Source organism: Streptomyces sp. NPDC006259, from assembly GCF_042870975.1.
In the GTDB taxonomy this organism is placed as follows: domain Bacteria; phylum Actinomycetota; class Actinomycetes; order Streptomycetales; family Streptomycetaceae; genus Streptomyces.
In genome coordinates, this window is record NZ_JBIAHY010000003.1 from 191,199 (window position 1) to 206,817 (window position 15,619).

The 15,619-nt window shown below is 72.3% G+C and carries 13 protein-coding genes; 9 read left to right on the forward strand and 4 right to left on the reverse strand.

Annotated features, from left to right (window positions below):
- Positions 1–276: 276 nt before the first annotated feature.
- On the reverse strand, positions 277–1,080 hold the full coding sequence (locus ACFYO5_RS12295; RefSeq protein WP_388709193.1) for a response regulator transcription factor: 804 nt from the start codon (positions 1,078–1,080) through the stop codon (positions 277–279).
- 150 nt (positions 1,081–1,230) lie between these two features.
- Between ACFYO5_RS12295 and ACFYO5_RS12300 the strand changes: the two genes are divergently transcribed.
- Positions 1,231–2,901 (forward strand): AMP-binding protein, encoded by a 1,671-nt coding sequence (locus ACFYO5_RS12300; RefSeq protein ID WP_388707542.1) that lies wholly within the window; start codon positions 1,231–1,233, stop codon positions 2,899–2,901.
- Positions 2,898–4,520, forward strand: coding sequence for an AMP-binding protein (locus ACFYO5_RS12305; protein ID WP_388707544.1), 1,623 nt, complete (start codon positions 2,898–2,900; stop codon positions 4,518–4,520). Before ACFYO5_RS12300 ends, ACFYO5_RS12305 begins: the two co-directional genes overlap by 4 nt.
- A 29-nt stretch (positions 4,521–4,549) precedes the next feature.
- Here the strand turns inward: ACFYO5_RS12305 and ACFYO5_RS12310 are convergent, their stop codons facing one another.
- The gene (locus ACFYO5_RS12310) at positions 4,550–5,548 is read right to left on the reverse strand and encodes a hypothetical protein (protein ID WP_388707546.1); all 999 of its coding nucleotides are present in this window, start codon (positions 5,546–5,548) and stop codon (positions 4,550–4,552) included.
- 210 nt (positions 5,549–5,758) lie between these two features.
- Here ACFYO5_RS12310 and gcl point away from each other — a divergent pair, with 210 nt between their 5' ends.
- Complete coding sequence (gene gcl / locus ACFYO5_RS12315; RefSeq protein WP_388707549.1) at positions 5,759–7,543, forward strand: glyoxylate carboligase; 1,785 nt, start codon at positions 5,759–5,761, stop codon at positions 7,541–7,543.
- Positions 7,544–9,330: 1,787 nt separating this feature from the next.
- Here the strand turns inward: gcl and ACFYO5_RS12320 are convergent.
- Entirely contained in the window at positions 9,331–10,221 is an 891-nt protein-coding gene (locus ACFYO5_RS12320; protein ID WP_388707551.1) for a 2-hydroxy-3-oxopropionate reductase, read from the reverse strand.
- A gap of 29 nt (positions 10,222–10,250) precedes the next feature.
- Entirely contained in the window at positions 10,251–11,099 is an 849-nt protein-coding gene (locus ACFYO5_RS12325) for a TIM barrel protein (RefSeq protein ID WP_388707554.1), read from the reverse strand.
- A 284-nt stretch (positions 11,100–11,383) separates the two neighbouring features.
- On the opposite strand from ACFYO5_RS12325, the gene ACFYO5_RS12330 reads away from it, so the two are divergent.
- The 6 genes from ACFYO5_RS12330 (at position 11,384) to ACFYO5_RS12355 (ending at position 15,564) form a co-directional block, all read left to right on the forward strand.
- On the forward strand, positions 11,384–11,632 hold the full coding sequence (locus ACFYO5_RS12330) for a hypothetical protein (protein WP_356561238.1): 249 nt from the start codon (positions 11,384–11,386) through the stop codon (positions 11,630–11,632).
- Positions 11,629–11,997: a helix-turn-helix domain-containing protein gene (locus tag ACFYO5_RS12335; RefSeq protein ID WP_356561240.1), complete on the forward strand. Its 369-nt coding sequence runs from the start codon at positions 11,629–11,631 to the stop codon at positions 11,995–11,997. Before ACFYO5_RS12330 ends, ACFYO5_RS12335 begins: the two co-directional genes overlap by 4 nt.
- 141 nt (positions 11,998–12,138) lie before the next feature.
- Positions 12,139–12,696, forward strand: a complete 558-nt coding sequence (gene uraD, locus ACFYO5_RS12340) for a 2-oxo-4-hydroxy-4-carboxy-5-ureidoimidazoline decarboxylase (RefSeq protein WP_388707557.1) — start codon at positions 12,139–12,141, stop codon at positions 12,694–12,696.
- Positions 12,693–13,127 carry a hydroxyisourate hydrolase gene (gene uraH, locus ACFYO5_RS12345; RefSeq protein ID WP_388707559.1) on the forward strand — a complete coding sequence of 145 codons (435 nt, stop codon included), beginning with the start codon at positions 12,693–12,695 and terminating at the stop codon, positions 13,125–13,127. Before uraD ends, uraH begins: the two co-directional genes overlap by 4 nt.
- A 4-nt stretch (positions 13,128–13,131) precedes the next feature.
- Positions 13,132–14,034, forward strand: a complete 903-nt coding sequence (pucL, locus tag ACFYO5_RS12350; protein WP_388707562.1) for a factor-independent urate hydroxylase — start codon at positions 13,132–13,134, stop codon at positions 14,032–14,034.
- Positions 14,035–14,184: 150 nt separating this feature from the next.
- The gene (locus ACFYO5_RS12355) at positions 14,185–15,564 is read left to right on the forward strand and encodes an 8-oxoguanine deaminase (RefSeq protein ID WP_388707565.1); all 1,380 of its coding nucleotides are present in this window, start codon (positions 14,185–14,187) and stop codon (positions 15,562–15,564) included.
- Positions 15,565–15,619 lie beyond the last annotated feature (55 nt).

Consider the following 15,619-nt stretch of genomic DNA (forward strand, 5'->3'; position numbering starts at 1 on the left):
TTCCCGCCACCGGCACGGAGCCGTGGCGACAACCGTTTCCTACCGCATCAACCTAGTCGTCCGATACCGGCGCCGTGCCCCAAGCGAGCAGCCTGCCCTACGGCAGCACCTTTTTCCTACGGCGGGACCGCCGCCGTACAGCAGGACCGCCGCCGTCCAGCAGGACCGCCGCCCTCTGGCAGCGAGCCCGCCTCCCCGCCACGACCCCCGCAGCCTGCCTCCCCGCCACGCCCCCCCCTACGCCGCAACCCCCGCCCTCCCCGCACGACCCCCGCCCTACGGCAGCAACCCCGCCCTCCGTGCCGCGACCACCGCCTCCCCGCGGGTGTGGGCGCCCAGCTTCCGCATCGCCGATCTGAGGTAGCCCTTCACCGTCTCCGGGCGCAGCCCCAGCCGCTCGGCCGTCGTCGCGTTGGTCGCGCCCGCCGCCACGCACGCCATCACGTCCAGCTCGCGGGGCGCCAGGGCGACCGCCGGCAACGGCGTGCCCCGGGTGAGCAGCCCGCAGGCCTGGAGGAGTTCCGCGCGCAGCTCCGGGTCGGCGATGCGCGGGGCGAGGGCGCGCAGGGCCGTGTGGGCCTCCCGGACCTGCTCCCAGCCGGCCGCGGACCCGGCCGGCGGCTCCGGGCGGGTCGCCGCCAGCAGCTCGCGGGCCTCGTCGCCGACGGCCAGGGCCTGCTCCACGTCCCGCGCCACGTCGACGGCGGCGTTCAGCGTCCGGTCGCCCAGCGGCTGGGCCGTGCGCAGGGCGCCGTACAGGACACCGCGCACCCGACGGCGTACCACCACCGGGACCGCGAGGACCGAGCGCAGGCCCTCCTCGGCGACCGCCGTGTCGTACTCGTGGCTGATCCGGCGGGAGAGGGAGTAGTCGGTCACGGCGCACGGACGGCCCAGGGCGACCGCCTTCCCGCCGAGGCCGTTGCCCGAGGTCACCGCGAGCCCGCGCAGCGCGGGGGTGGCCGCGCCGCTCAGCTCGCTGATGCGCAGGCGCCGGCGCCCCGGCTCGACCAGTCCGCCGAAGGCGACCGGAAGCCCCGTCGCCCGCCGCAGCCGCGCCAGCGCACCGCGCATCTCCATCGCTCCGGCCGTGTCCGCCGCCGTCACCCGCCCGCCCTTCTTCGCGGCGGTTCGCCGCGGTGACCCCCGTTCGGGGGTGGTGAGACCTGCATCACGGATTACACGATGGCAGAGAGCCGCCCGGCAATGGCCCGGCAACCAGGAGGACAGATGACGACGGCGACGGAGCAGTTCCGCAGGGCACGGGACTTCCTGCTGGCACACCGAGAGGATCACAGGACCGCGTACGAGGGCTTCGACTGGCCCCGGCCCGCGCACTTCAACTGGGCCCTCGACTGGTTCGACGTCATCGCGGACGGCAACGACCGCGTCGCGCTGCACATCGTCGAGGAGGACGGCTCCGAGGTCCGCCTCTCCTTCGCCCAGCTGTCCGAGCGGTCCGACCGGGTCGCCAACCTGCTGCGCGAGCGTGGGGTCGGTGCCGAGGACCGGATCCTCGTCATGCTCGGCAACCAGGCCGAACTGTGGGAGACGGCGCTCGCCGCGATCAAGCTGCGCGCGGTCGTCATCCCGGCGACCCCGCTGCTCGGCCCCGCCGACCTGCGCGACCGCGTCGAGCGGGGCCGGGTCGGCCATGTCGTGGTGCGCGCCGAGGACACCGGCAAGTTCGACGACGTGCCGGGCGGCTACACGCGCATCGCCGTCGGCGGCGTCCCCGAGGGCTGGCAGCGGTACGAGGACGCCTACACCGCCTCCGCGGAGTTCCTCCCCGACGGGCCGACCCTCGCCGACGACCCGCTGATGCTGTACTTCACCTCCGGTACGACCGCCCGCCCCAAGCTGGTCGAGCACACGCACGTGTCGTATCCGATCGGGCACCTGGCGACCATGTACTGGATCGGCCTCCAGCCCGGTGACGTGCATCTGAACATCTCCTCGCCCGGCTGGGCCAAGCACGCCTGGTCCAACCTGTTCGCGCCGTGGAACGCCGAGGCGACCGTCTTCATCCACAACTACACGCGCTTCGACCCGGCCCGGCTGCTGGCGGAGATGGACCGTGCAGGCGTGACGACCTTCTGCGCCCCGCCGACCGTGTGGCGCATGCTCATCCAGGCCGACCTCACCCAGCTGCGCACCCCGCCGCGCGAGGCCGTGGCCGCGGGGGAGCCACTGAACCCCGAGGTCATCGAACAGGTCCGGCGGGCCTGGGGGGTGACCGTCCGGGACGGCTTCGGCCAGACGGAGACGGCCGTGCAGATCGCCAACAGCCCCGGCCAGCCGCTGAAGGCCGGCTCGATGGGCCGCCCGAGCCCCGGCTACCGCGTCGAACTGCTCGACCCGGTGTCCGGCGCGCCCGGCGTCAGGGAGGGCGAGATCGCGCTCGACCTGTCGGCCCGGCCGGTCGGTCTGATGACCGGCTACCACGGCGACGCCGACCGGACGGCGGAGGCGATGGCGGGCGGCTACTACCGCACCGGCGACATCGGGGAACGCGACGAGAACGGCTACATCACCTACATCGGGCGCAGCGACGACGTCTTCAAGGCCTCGGACTACAAGATCAGCCCGTTCGAGCTGGAGAGCGCCCTGCTGGAGCACGAGGCCGTGGCCGAGGCGGCCGTGGTCCCCGCGCCGGACGAGCTGCGGCTGGCCGTGCCCAAGGCGTACGTCGTCCTGGCCGAGGGCTGGGAGCCCGGTCCGGACACCGCGAAGGCGCTGTTCGCGCACTCCCGCGCGACCCTGGCGCCCTACAAGCGCGTCCGGCGCCTGGAGTTCGCGCCGCTGCCCAAGACCGTCTCCGGCAAGATCCGCCGCGTCGAGCTGCGCGAGGCGACGGCCGCCGGGTCGGCGGACGAGTACCGCGAGGAGGACTTCCGGTGACCGAAGCCTCGTACGGCGAACCGTCGTACAGCCATGGCACGAGCGGCACGGCGCTGCTCGGCTCCACGATCGGCGCCGGTCTGGACCGGACCGTCGCCGCCTGGCCGGAGCGTGAGGCACTCGTCGACGTGCCCTCCGGCCGGCGCTGGACCTACGCGGAGTTCGCCGCAGACGTCGACCGGCTGGCGTGCGCGCTGCTGGCCTGCGGGGTCGCCAAGGGCGACCGGGTGGGCGTCTGGGCGGTCAACTGTCCCGAGTGGGTGCTCGTCCAGTACGCCACCGCCCGCATCGGCGCGATCATGGTGAACATCAACCCGGCGTACCGCACGCACGAGGTGCAGTACGTCCTCGAACAGGCCGGCGTCTCCCTGCTGTTCGCCTCGGCCGGCCACCGGACGAGCGACTACCGGGCGATGGTCGGGCAAGTACGCGGCAGGTGCCCGCAGCTGAGGGAGGCGGTGTTCTTCGGGGATCCGGGCTGGGACGCGCTGCTGGACCGCGCGGCGGCCGTGGGACCCGAGGAACTCCTCGCCCGGGCGGGTGAGCTGTCCTGCGACGACCCCATCAACATCCAGTACACCTCGGGCACCACGGGCTTCCCCAAGGGGGCCACCCTCTCCCACCACAACATCCTCAACAACGGTTACTTCGTCGGGGAGTTGATCTCCTACAGCGAGCAGGACCGGGTCTGCGTCCCGGTGCCCTTCTACCACTGCTTCGGCATGGTCATGGGAAACCTCGCGGCGACCTCGCACGGCGCCTGCATGGTGATCCCGGCGCCGTCCTTCGACCCACGGGCGACCCTGGACGCCGTCCAGCGGGAGCGGTGCACCTCCCTCTACGGCGTCCCGACCATGTTCATCGCGGAGCTGAACCTGCCCGACTTCGCGGCCTACGACCTGTCGTCGCTGCGCACCGGCATCATGGCGGGCTCGCCCTGTCCGGTCGAGGTGATGAAACGGGTGGTCGCCGAGATGCACATGGCGGAGGTCTCCATCTGCTACGGCATGACCGAGACGTCCCCGGTCTCCCTCCAGACCCGTCGCGACGACGACCTGGAGCACCGCACCGGCACGGTCGGCCGGGTGCTTCCGCACATCGAGGTGAAGGTCGTCGATCCGGTCACCGGCGTGACCCGGCCGCGCGGCACCGCCGGTGAGCTGTGCACCCGTGGGTACAGCGTGATGCTCGGTTACTGGAACGAGCCCGAGAGGACCGCGGAGGCAATCGACCCCGGCCGCTGGATGCACACCGGCGACCTCGCGCGGATGCGGGAGGACGGATACGTCGAGATCGTCGGCCGCATCAAGGACATGATCATCCGCGGCGGCGAGAACATCTACCCGCGCGAGATCGAGGAGTTCCTGCACGGCCACCCGAAGATCAGGGACGTCCAGGTCGTCGGCGTACCGCACGAGAAGTACGGCGAGGAGGTCCTGGCCTGTGTGATCCCGCACGACGACGCCGCGCCGCCGACCCTGGAGGAGGTGCGCGCCTACTGCGAGGGCAGGCTGGCGCACTACAAGATCCCCAGCCTGCTCCAGGTGCTGGACGCCTTCCCGATGACGGTCTCGGGCAAGGTCCGCAAGGTGGAACTGCGACAGAGGTACGGCAGGTAGGTCAGCGGTCTCCCGGCGCGGCGGTCGGCTCAGGCGTCGTCGGTGCCGAGCCGTTCGGCCGCCGCGTTGACCGGCTGGGGAGTGCCCGTGAGGTCCAGGACGAAGAGGGGGACGGCGAGGGAGTCGGCGCGGGCGCGGGCGTCGGCGGTGTAGCCGGCGAGGGAGAAGTAGACGCAGTCCGCCGAGTCCGTCATCGCCGTCAGCCACAGGCACTCCACGTCCCTCAGCGTGGCCGGGTGCACGCTCGGATCGACGTGTGCCAACAGCCCCCGGGCGGCGAGCCCGACACCGGAGGCGGGCCGCTGGTCGGCCCGCCGGATGTCACGGTGCCCGAGCCACCGCAGATACAGCGCGGTGGCCGTGACGGCGTCACGGGCGGTGCGGATGGCGATGGGGCGGAACGGGGGGCGGGCGGGCCGGGATGCGTCGGGAACGGGCCCGCAGCCCGCGCGCGCCGTTTCGGCGTCGTCGGCCCGCGGTCCCGCCCCCGCGGTTCGCGGTCCCGCCCCCGCGGTCCCGGTTCCGGCGTCCTCGGTAGCCGTTTCCACGGCTTCCGCACCGGTTTCCTCGGCTCCGGCGCCCGATTCCCGGGCTCCGGCACCGGCTTCCTGGGCTCCGGCGCCCGTTTCCTCGGCCTCGGCACCGGTTTCGGCCGCTCCGGCCGCCGGTTCCGTATCCCCGGCCGGTTGCCCCGCTCCCTTCGCCTCCGTCCCCGCTCCCTCCGCCTCGGTCCCCGCTTCCGTGGTCCTGGTCGCCGGCCCCTGCGCCGCGTCGGTCACCGGGATGCGCAGCACCGCCCCGCAGGCGCAGCCCAGTTCGGGGCGGGGCCACTGGTCGCGGCGGCCGCAGGACGGACAGCGGACGGTGATCCACTCCTCCTGCCACGCCCGGTGCTCGACGGCCGCGGGGGCCGCGCCGGGGTCCAGGCGGGGCACCACCGGGGTGCCGCACGGGCAGGGGTAGGAGGGTGCGGTGTAGAGGCGCTCGCGCCGGCAGGCCGGGCAGCGCAACGGCACGCTCTCGGGCATGGCGCCCATCGTCCTCCAGACGACCCCCTTCTGTCCGTCCCTTGACGGTGTTCTCCCACCCCCTTAGATTGCTTCCAGATAGTAGAAAACAGTTTCCGCAATACGGAATTCAGTGTGGCGGAGGCGATGTCGACGTGCTCGCCGCGGGGCGCGACGGGAGTACGCATCCGACAGCTCAAGCAGCTGAAGCAGTCGAAGCAGGAGTACTCGATGGCTCGAATGACCGCTGCCCGCGCGGCAGTTGAGATTCTCAGGCGCGAAGGCGTCACCGCCGCGTTCGGTGTCCCCGGCGCGGCGATCAACCCCTTCTACGCGGCCCTCAGGGCCTCCGGTGGCATCGCCCACACGCTGGCCCGGCACGTGGAGGGCGCCTCCCACATGGCCGAGGGCTACACCCGCACCCGGCCGGGCAACATCGGCGTCTGCATCGGCACCTCGGGCCCGGCCGGCACGGACATGATCACCGGCCTGTACTCCGCGACGGGCGACTCGATCCCGATCCTGTGCATCACGGGCCAGGCGCCGACCGCCGTGATCCACAAGGAGGACTTCCAGGCCGTCGACATCGCCTCGATCGCCAAGCCGGTCACCAAGATGGCGGTCACCGTCCTGGAGGCCGCCCAGGTCCCCGGCGTGTTCCAGCAGGCGTTCCACCTCATGCGCTCCGGCCGGCCGGGTCCGGTGCTGATCGACCTGCCGATCGACGTGCAGCTCACCGAGATCGAGTTCGACCCGGACACGTACGAGCCGCTGCCCGTCTACCGGCCGACGGCGAGCCGTGCCCAGGTCGAGAAGGCGATCGGCATGCTCAACGCCTCCGAGCGCCCGCTGATCGTCGCGGGCGGCGGCGTCATCAACGCCGACGCCTGCGAACTCCTCGTCGAGTTCGCCGAGTTGACCGGAACCCCGGTCGTGCCGACCCTCATGGGCTGGGGCGCGCTGCCCGACGACCACGAGCTGAACGCCGGTATGGTCGGCCTGCAGACCTCGCACCGCTACGGCAACGCGACCTTCCTGGAGTCCGACTTCGTCCTCGGCATCGGCAACCGCTGGGCCAACCGCCACACCGGCAAGCTCGACGTCTACACGGCGGGACGGACGTTCGTCCACGTCGACATCGAGCCCACCCAGATCGGCAGGATCTTCGCCCCGGACTACGGCATCGCCTCCGACGCCGGGGTCGCCCTGGAGCTGTTCGTCGAGGTGGCACGGGAGATGAAGGCGGCCGGCACCCTGCCCGACCGTTCCGCGTGGGCGGCCGCCGCACAGGAGAAGAAGGCCACGCTCCAGCGCCGTACGCACTTCGACGACATCCCGATCAAGCCGCAGCGCGTCTACGAGGAGATGAACAAGGCCTTCGGCCCGGAGACGCGTTACGTCACCACCATCGGGCTCTCCCAGATCGCCGGCGCCCAGATGCTGCACGTCCACCGGCCGCGCCACTGGATCAACTGCGGCCAGGCCGGCCCCCTCGGCTGGACCGTCCCGGCCGCACTCGGCGTGGCCAGGGCGGACCCGGAGGCGTCCGTCGTCGCCCTCTCCGGCGACTACGACTTCCAGTTCATGATCGAGGAACTGGCGGTCGGCGCCCAGCACAAGATCCCGTACGTCCATGTCCTGGTCAACAACTCCTACCTCGGCCTGATCCGCCAGGCACAGCGCGGGTTCGACATGGACTTCCAGGTCAACCTGGAGTTCGAGAACATCAACTCGCCCGAGCTGGGCGTCTACGGCGTCGACCACGTCAAGGTCGTCGAGGGCCTGGGCTGCAAGGCGATCCGGGTCACCGACCCCGGCGAGCTGGGCGCGGCCTTCGAGCAGGCCAAGAAGCTGGCCGCCGAGTTCCAGGTCCCGGTCGTCGTCGAGGCGATCCTGGAACGCGTCACCAACATCTCCATGAGCGGCACCAACGACATCGGCAACGTCGTGGAGTTCGAGGAGATCGCGACGGAGGAGTGGCACGCACCGACGGCGGTCAGAACCCTGAAGTCCTGACACCGCCGGACGCGGCACGGACCGCCGGGGCGGGCCGCAGCACGGACGCGCCGGAAGACGGCCTGAGCGCCGGGAGCGACGGGACGCGCCAGGACGGGCTTGACGCCGCCGGGGCGCGTCCGGCGTGTTCGACGCGTCCGGCGTGTTCGACGCCGACGGGACGGGCGGACGCGCCGGGTGCCGCCGGGGTGGGCCGAGACCCGCCGAGACCCACTGAGATGCACAGCACGCGCCTGCTGCCGCCGCCCGTGCCGAGGCGCCTCGCAAGGGGGAGGGGCGGTCTGCCCGATGGGCGGGCCGCCCCGTCGGCGTGCCCGGTCCAGGGTTCCCCCGACGCCCCGGCAGGAGTGCGCGGTCCCACCCGAGCCGTCCTGCCCGTGCCGCCGCGCCGTGGGGAAGGCGAGCGGAGGCCCCACCCGGCCGGGCCGGAGCCCTGCGGCCGCGCCCCGACGTTCTGGCTCTCCGCCGCGTCGGCCCGCGCGATCGGTCGCACTCGCGGGGCGGCCCGCGCGCTCGGTCCCGCGTGCGGGCGCACCGCGGGTCGGACGTGCGGGGGCGGTGCCGGTACGGGAGGGACCACCGCCAACGGGGTGTCCCTCAGGGGACCTTGGGGCGGGGGCCCGGCGCACAGGGCGTCGAGCGCCCGGCAGGGGATCCGGGGGCGGGGGATCCGGGTGCGGTGGGACCGGACGGGACGGTTCGCGGCGGACGCGCGGGGCAGCGGATGGACCAGGCCGGGCTCCGGGCGGTCCCCGCCCGACTCCGTGACGCGTGTCGGGCGGTGCGGCGGGCCCGGCGAGCGGCGGGAGAGGGGAGGGAGGCGGACCCGCCCGGCAGCCTCGGAGGACGCTTCCGAGGTCCGCAGTCCACCGGGCCGGCCCGTCTCGACGGCGCCCGGGGAGGCGGGAGCCGCGGCCACCGGTGTCGGTGGCGTGGGGTCCGCCCCGCAGCAGTGCCACCTCGTGCGGCCGGAGCCGCATCGACGTGCCCGCACGCGTGGCAGACCCCTGGGGCGGGACCCGCCGCCCCCGTGCCGGCGGGCCCCGCGTGACCACAATGTGCCCGACCCGGGCCCCGATTGAAGCCTGTTGAACCAGGTTCAGAGGTTGATTTGAGGTTGGCGTACCCGGTCTACGCCTCGTGCTGTCCTTGGTGCTCCGCCGGTCCGGGCCGCCAGTCGTCGGGGCCGCCACCCTGCCGTGCGACGGGATCGCCACGACGTGCGGGTGCCGCACCCGATGGCCCATGCGCTCGGATCGCTGCGGGCGCGGTCCCCGCGCACGCCGGGGGACGGGCAGGGCCGGGCCGGGTCCGCCCGTGCCCGGCCCCCGTGGACGCGCGACGCGGCGCGCTCCCCCTCGGGACCGGGGCACGGCCTCGAAGGGGAGCGCGGGGAAGGTGGGAAGGGGTGTCCGGGATCGGACAGGGACCGCGGCGGATGCGACGGAGCCGGGGCGTCCTCCCTCAGGTCGGGAGGAGCGCCACGTTCCTTCACCACCGCACTGGCTCGCACGCCGCCGCGGTCCTCGCCCCACCCGTGCCGCACCGCGATGACCCCTCATCCGGATCGTCGGTGCGGACGGGTCGCGCCCTGGACCACGACGTCAGGTCGGATCGGGGGCGCGAGCAGGAAGGCCGGTCCTCGCACGGAGGCGGACCGACTCCTCCACGCGCCTGCCCCGCTCGGGGCCGGCGGCGTGGAAGGGGAGGGTTTCCGGGCGGCGCCGTCGCCTGGGCGCGACAGGACAGATGTCAGCGGCGGCGCCGCCCGGAAGTCTGGGGAAGGGTTACCGCTGGGCTCCGGAAAGCCGTTCCACGGCCCGCAGCAGCGCCGAGTGGTCGAGGCCGCCGTCGCCCTGCGCGCGCAGGCTCGCGACGAGTTGCGCGACCACGGCGCCGACCGGCAGGGCGGCGCCGACGGAGCGGGCGGCGTCCGTGACGATCCCCATGTCCTTGTGGTGCAGGTCGATGCGGAAGCCCGGCGTGAAGTCGCGGTGCAGGAAGTTGTCCTTCTTGCGCGTCAGCACGGTCGACCCGGCCAGTCCGCCGTTGAGGACCTCCAGCGCGGCCTTCAGATTCACGCCCGACTTCTCCAGGAAGACCACGGCCTCCGCGCACGCCTGGATGTTCACGGCGACGATCAGCTGGTTCGCCGCCTTCACCGTCTGGCCCGAGCCGTGCGGCCCGCACAGCACGATCGTCCTGCCGAGCGCCTCGAAGATCGGCTCGGCCTGGTCGAAGTCGGCCTGCTCGCCGCCGACCATGATGGACAGCACCGCCTCGACGGCCCCGGCCTCACCGCCGGACACCGGCGCGTCCAGGACACGGATGCCCTTGTCCTTCGCCGCCCTCGCCAGGTCGACCGAGGTCTGCGGGGTGATGGAGGACATGTCGATCAGCAGGGTGCCGGCACGCGCGTTCTCCAGGATGCCGTCGGGACCGTACGCGACGGCCTCGACCTGCGGGGAGGCCGGCACCATGGTGATCACCACGTCGGCGTCGCGGACGGCCTCGGCGATCGAGCCGGCCGCCCGTCCGCCGGCGGCGGTCAGCCGGTCCAGCTTCTCCCGCTCCAGGGTGTGACCGGTGACCTCGTAACCCGCCTTGATCAGGTTCTCGGACATGGGGGAGCCCATGATGCCGAGGCCGATCCAGGCGATCTTGGGGAGGTTGCTCATGACGGGGTGCCTCTCGGTACGGGGGATGTTCAGCGGGCGGCGCGGGCGGCGCGGTTCTCGCGGGGCAGCCAGTCGAAGGCCCGCGCACTCGGGCGGTCGCCGGGCTTGTACTCCAGGCCCACCCAGCCCTGGTAACCGGCCTCGCGGAGCCGGTCCAGTAGGTTCTCCAGGGGCAGTGAGCCGGTGCCCGGCGCGCCGCGGCCGGGGTTGTCGGCGATCTGGACGTGGCCGGTCCGGGACGCGTACCGATCGATCACCGACGGGAGGTCCTCGCCGTTCATCGACAGGTGGTAGAGATCCATCAGGAATCGGGCGTTCCCGAGGCCGGTCGCCGCGTTGACCTTGTCGACGATGCCGACGGCGGCCGGGGCCGACACCAGCGGGTACCGCGGTGACTCCGGCTCGTTCAGCGCCTCGACCAGCAGGATCGCGCCGATCCGGTCGGCGGCCCGCGCCGCGAGCGTCAGGTTCTCCAACGCGAGCGCGTCCTGTTCGGCCGGGTCCACGCCGTCCACGCGGTTGCCGTAGAGGGCGTTGAGCGCCGTACAGCCGAGGGACTGCGCGAAGGCGGCGGCCACGTCGATGTTGGCGCGGAACCTCTCCGACTCCTCGCCCGGGATCGACAGGGCGCCGCGGTCGGGGCCGGGCAGTTGTCCGGCGTAGAGATTGAGGCCCGTGAGCCGGACCCCCGCGTCCTCGATCGCGGCCTTCAGCGCGTCGAGTGCGGACTGCTCGGGGGTGGGGGAGTCGACCCAGGGCCACCACAGCTCGACCGCGGTGAAGCCGGCCGCGGCGGCGGCCGCGGGGCGCTCCAGGAGCGGGAGTTCCGTGAAGAGGATCGACAGGTTGACGTTGAAGCGCTGCTCTGCGAATCCCATGGGGTCCGGCGCTCCCTTCCGTGGGCGACCTTCAGATGTTTTCCGTAATGCGGAAGTTTCTTTCTGCTTATTGGAAGATTGCCGTCACGGGTCGCGGCTTGTCAAGAGGTGCGCCGGTGAGTGGGCTCTCGCGCCCCCTGGCCGATCCGCCGGTCGGTTAAGGTCGGGGTCCGGGGGCCGCCCCGACGGTTCGTTCGTGCGCGGGCGGGTCGCGCCCGGACCGCCCTTCTCGCCAGGGTCGGTATGAACGTGCAGGTCAGGCAGGTCGGAGAGGTAGGGGCGCGATGCGACTGAGGGTTGAGTTCACCACCGAGCCCTTCGATCTCGACGAGGCACCCGCGCACGCGCTGGTCGCCCGCGAGGTCGTCGAGGCCGCCGACCTGGACGCCGTGGACGTGGGGCCCTTCGGCAACACCGTGGAGGGCGGGTCCGACGCCGTGCTGGGCGCGGTCGACGCCCTGCTCCGCAGGACCCTGCGGGCCGGCGCCACCCGCATCTCCCTCCAGGTCAACGTCCTCGGGGAGGGCGAGTGACCGGCTCGGGCCAGGAGTCCTTCATCGCCGCCGTGAAACCGCTGGTCGACGCCATGGGCGGGGAACTCGTCCCGCCCGACGAGGCCGGCCCCGACGACGTTGTGCTGTCCTGGGCGGGCGCCGACGCCGTCGCCGTACGGCTGCCGCAGCTCGCCGACTCCCTCGACCACATCCTGGCCGCGATGGAGCGCAGGAAGGGCAGACCCCTCGCCGATCTGGACCGCAAGGACAAGCAGGAGGTCGTGCGGACGCTGGAGGCGCGTGGCGCGTTCTCCGTGCGGCACGGCGTGGAGACCGTGGCGAGCGCGCTCGGCGTCAGCCGCTTCACCGTCTACAACTACCTCAACCGCGAGAAGCAGGGCTGAGCGGGCACGGGCGGCCCCGTGGGGGACTCCGGGTTTCGTTACCCGGAATTTTCAACAAAGTGTTGACGGGTTGTCGGGGGTAGGCGTTAGCTAGCCGCAGTCCGATCAGCACGAAGGCCGTTCACGGCCACGGAGGCTCCCGTGACGTCGACTTCCCCGCCCCCGGGGCTGGCCCGGTTCAACGCCCTGGAGGAGTCCGCGGCCCTCGCCGCGCTCCACGAGGCCTGCGCCTCCACCACCTGGGTCGCACACCTGCTGGCGGCACGCCCTTACGCCACCGCCGACGACCTGTACGCCGCCGCCGACGCCGCCATGGCCGAGCTGACCGCCGCGGACCTGGACGAGGCGATGGCCGGGCACCCGCCCATCGGCCGCCCCGAGCCCGGCGACCCGACCTCCGCCCGCGAGCAGCGCGGCATGGCCGGCGCCTCCGAGGAACTCCGGACGCGGATGCTGGAACTGAACCTGGCCTACCAGGAGCAGTTCGGCCATGTCTTCCTGATCTGCGCCACCGGCCGCACCGGTGAACAGATGCGCGACGCCCTCCTGGAACGCCTCGGCAACACGCCGGACCGGGAACGGGAGATCGTCCGCGCCGAGCTGCGCGCGATCAACCGCATCCGTCTGGCCCGGCTCGTCGAAGACGACCGAGACGACCGAGACGACCGAGACGACCGGAGAGGACGCCCGAGACCATGAGCACCAGCACCAGCACCGGCACAGGCGCCGGCACCAGTACCACCGCCTCCGTGTCCACGCACATTTTGGACACCAGCGTCGGCCGTCCCGCGGAGGGCGTCGCCGTCCACCTCTCGGCCCGCTCGGGCCGGGACGCGGACTGGCGGGCGCTCGGCGGTTCCGCCACCGACGCGGACGGCCGGTGCAAGGACCTCCCGGCCCTGCCGGAGGGAACCACCCAGGTACGGCTCGACTTCGCGGTGGAGCCGTACCTGGAGAGAACCACGAAGAGACAAGCCGATGCGCAGCAGGACGCCCCCGCGAATCGGGACAGCGGGCCGGGCGTGTTCTTCCCGGAGGTGGCGATCACGTTCGCCGTCGTGCCGGGCGAGCACTACCACGTACCGCTGCTGCTCAACCCGTTCGGCTACTCCGTTTACCGAGGGAGCTAGCTAGATGCCCACCTATCTGGGACAGAACCAGTACGGCAAGGCCGAGAACCGAGTCGTCAAGATCACGCGGGACGGCGCCACCCACCACATCAAGGACCTCAACGTATCGGTGTCGCTGAGCGGCGACATGGACGAGGTCCACTACTCCGGCTCGAACGCCAACGTCCTGCCGACCGACACCACCAAGAACACGGTGTACGCGTTCGCCAAGGAACACGGCATCGAGTCCGCCGAGCAGTTCGGCATCCACCTCGCCCGCCACTTCGTCACCTCCCAGGAGCCCATCCACCGGGCCCGCATCCGCGTCGAGCAGTACGGCTGGGAGCGGATCGAGACCCCCGCGAGCAAGCACTCCTTCGTCCGCCAGGGCCAGGAGACCCGCCTCACCCAGATAACCTTCGACGGTTCGTCGTGGGAGGTCGTCTCGGGGCTGAAGGACCTGGTGGTCATGAACTCCACCGACTCCGAGTTCTGGGGATACGTCAAGGACAAGTACACGACGCTCCCCGAGACCTACGACCGCATCCTCGCCACCCAGGTGTCCGCCCGCTGGCGGTTCAACTGGAGCGACGACGAGCGGGCGGCGCCGGACTGGGAGGAGTCCTACGAACAGACGAAGAAGCACCTGCTCCAGGCCTTCGCCGAGACGTACTCCCTCTCGCTCCAGCAGACGCTGTACCAGATGGGCGCGCGGATCATCGATCACCGCGACGAGATCGACGAGGTCCGCTTCTCCCTCCCGAACAAACACCACTTCCTCGTCGACCTGGAGCCCTTCGGGCTGAAGAACGACACCGCCGACGGGGCGGTGTACCTCGCCGCCGACCGGCCCTACGGCCTGATCGAGGGAACCGTCCTGCGGGACGGCTGTGAGGCCCGCATCCCCGTGGACCTCAGCACCCTCTGACGGATCCGTCCCACCGCGGCACCCGTGACCGGCGCACGGGAACGGACGGGGAAGCGGTCAGCACCGCCCCTCCGTTCCCGCCCCGGTCACGGCACTCAAATCTCCCGGGGTCCTGCCGTGCCCTCTCCCTCTCAGCGCAAAGGACGAACCATGGCAGCAGACCGGCGCATCGTCATCGACAACTGTGCGATCGCGACCGTCGACGGCCACGACACCGAGCACGCGAGCGGTCACGTCGTCATCGCCGGCAACCGCATCGAGGCGGTCGGCGCGGGCCCGGCCCCGGCAGGTCTGGAGAACGTCGCCCGCCGCATCGACGCCACCGGCCACCTGGTCACCCCCGGTCTGGTCAACACCCACCACCACTTCTACCAGTGGATCACCCGCGGCCTGGCCACGGACCACAACCTGTTCGACTGGCTGGTCGCGCTCTACCCCACCTGGGCCCGCATCGACGAGCCGATGGTCCGCGCCGCCGCGCAGGGCTCCCTCGCGATGATGGCCCGCGGCGGCGTCACCACCGCCATGGACCACCACTACGTCTTCCCGCACGGCTCCGGCGACCTGTCCGGCGCGATCATCGGGGCCGCCCGCGACATGGGGGTGCGCTTCACCCTCGCCCGCGGCTCCATGGACCGCAGCGAGAAGGACGGCGGCCTGCCCCCGGACTTCGCCGTCGAGACGCTGGAGGGCGCCCTCGCCGCCACCGAGGAGACCGTACGGCAGCACCACGACGCCTCCTTCGACGCGATGACCCAGATCGCCGTCGCGCCCTGCTCACCCTTCTCCGTCTCCACCGAACTGCTCCGCCAGGGAGCCGAGTTGGCCCGCCGGCTCGGCGTGCGGCTGCACACGCACGGCTCGGAGACGGTCGAGGAGGAGAAGTTCTGCCACGAACTCTTCGGCATGGGCCCGACCGACTACTTCGAGTCCACGGGCTGGCTCGGCGAGGACGTGTGGATGGCGCACTGCGTCCACATGAACGACTCCGACATCGACGCCTTCGCCCGCACCAGGACCGGTGTCGCCCACTGCCCGTCCTCCAACGCCCGGCTCGCGGCGGGGATCGCCCGGGTGCCGGACATGCTCGCGGCCGGTGTCCCGGTCGGGCTCGGCGTCGACGGTACGGCGTCCAACGAGTCCGGCGAACTCCACACCGAGTTGCGCAACGCCCTCCTCATCAACCGCCTCGGCGCCCACCGCGAAGCCGCGCTCAACGCCCGCCAGGCGCTGCGCCTCGCCACCTTCGGCGGCGCGCAGGTCCTCGGCAGGGCGAACCAGATCGGCTCGCTGGAGCCGGGCAAGCTCGCCGACCTGGTGCTGTGGCGGATGGACACCCTCGCCCACGCCTCCATCGCCGACCCGGTGACCGCGCTGGTCCTCGGCGCCGCGGCCCCGGTCACCGCCTCCTTCGTGGACGGCCGTCAGATCGTCGAGGACGGCCGGCTGCTCACCGCCGACGAGGACGCCATCGCCCGCGCCACGCGCGCAGAGGCCCGGCGCCTGGCGCGGACCGCCGCCCGGGGCTGACCCGTCGAGACTCCGGCCGGGAGGGACGGCTCCCGGCCGGTGGCCCTGGACCCGC

Bases quoted from the DNA above. Each gene is read 5' to 3' on its own strand.
- ACFYO5_RS12295 (WP_388709193.1), bottom strand. From the start codon at position 1,080: ATGGAGATGCGCGGTGCGCTGGCGCGGCTGCGGCGGGCGACGGGGCTT.
- ACFYO5_RS12300 (WP_388707542.1), top strand. From the start codon at position 1,231: ATGACGACGGCGACGGAGCAGTTCCGCAGGGCACGGGACTTCCTGCTG.
- ACFYO5_RS12310 (WP_388707546.1), bottom strand. From the start codon at position 5,548: ATGCCCGAGAGCGTGCCGTTGCGCTGCCCGGCCTGCCGGCGCGAGCGC.
- gcl (WP_388707549.1), top strand. From the start codon at position 5,759: ATGGCTCGAATGACCGCTGCCCGCGCGGCAGTTGAGATTCTCAGGCGC.
- ACFYO5_RS12320 (WP_388707551.1), bottom strand. From the start codon at position 10,221: ATGAGCAACCTCCCCAAGATCGCCTGGATCGGCCTCGGCATCATGGGC.
- ACFYO5_RS12325 (WP_388707554.1), bottom strand. From the start codon at position 11,099: ATGGGATTCGCAGAGCAGCGCTTCAACGTCAACCTGTCGATCCTCTTC.
- ACFYO5_RS12330 (WP_356561238.1), top strand. From the start codon at position 11,384: ATGCGACTGAGGGTTGAGTTCACCACCGAGCCCTTCGATCTCGACGAG.
- uraH (WP_388707559.1), top strand. From the start codon at position 12,693: ATGAGCACCAGCACCAGCACCGGCACAGGCGCCGGCACCAGTACCACC.
- pucL (WP_388707562.1), top strand. From the start codon at position 13,132: ATGCCCACCTATCTGGGACAGAACCAGTACGGCAAGGCCGAGAACCGA.
- ACFYO5_RS12355 (WP_388707565.1), top strand. From the start codon at position 14,185: ATGGCAGCAGACCGGCGCATCGTCATCGACAACTGTGCGATCGCGACC.